Raw genomic sequence first — 901 nt, forward strand, 5'->3', positions numbered from 1 at the left:
ATGAAGTTAGAGCCAGGGATTGGTTCACCACCGATGCCCACACAAGTGGACTGGCCGAAGCCTTCATCAGTAGTTTGCTTAACCGCTTCATAAGTCAGTGTACCTGAACGGGATACGATACCCACTTTACCCGGCTTATGAATGTGACCAGGCATGATACCAATCTTACACTCTCCAGGGGTGATCACACCTGGGCAGTTTGGACCGATCATACGCACGCCTTTCTGCGTGATGTACTCTTTCACGAACAGCATATCGATAGTCGGGATACCTTCGGTGATACATACGATCAACTCGATACCGGCATCGGCGGCTTCAATGATAGAGTCTTTACAAAAAGGTGCAGGTACGTAGATAACAGAAGCAGTAGCGCCAGTGGCTTCAACGGCTTCTCTTACGGTATCAAATACCGGCAGACCCAAGTGCGTAGTACCACCTTTACCAGGCGTTACACCACCAACCATCTGAGTACCGTAAGCAATGGCTTGCTCAGAGTGGAACGTGCCCTGACCGCCAGTAAAGCCTTGGCAGATGACTTTAGTGTCTTTGTTAATCAAAACGCTCATTTTGCACCCCCGGCTGCGGCTACCACTTTTTGCGCTGCGTCAGTCAGACTGGCAGCAGCAATGATGTTCAGTTCACACTCTTCCAGCTTCTTGGCACCCAGTTCAGCGTTGTTACCTTCCAAACGCACAACCACAGGTACGTTTACGCCAACTTCTTCAACGGCACCAATGATACCTTCAGCGATCATGTCACAACGTACGATACCGACGAAAATGTTAACCAGTACGGCTTGAACATTGTTGTCAGACAGAATGATCTTGAATTCTTCGGTTACGCGATCTTTAGGTGCGCCGCCGCCCACATCCAGGAAGTTCGCAGGAGCACCACCGTGCAG

Annotated in this window: 1 protein-coding gene and 1 pseudogene; both read right to left on the reverse strand. The window is 50.2% G+C overall.

Going from position 1 to position 901, the window contains the following annotated elements; genetic code table 11:
- The coding region (locus J0A65_RS24310) for a succinate--CoA ligase subunit alpha (protein ID WP_416135329.1) at positions 1-566 on the reverse strand (566 nt) is incomplete at its 3' end.
- Positions 563-901 (reverse strand): annotated as a pseudogene (gene sucC / locus J0A65_RS24315) (succinate--CoA ligase subunit beta); the annotation flags it as partial. The gene J0A65_RS24310 and the pseudogene sucC, both read right to left, overlap by 4 nt.

Source organism: Bowmanella yangjiangensis (assembly GCF_017255015.1).
Taxonomy (GTDB): Bacteria; Pseudomonadota; Gammaproteobacteria; order Enterobacterales; family Alteromonadaceae; genus Bowmanella; species Bowmanella yangjiangensis.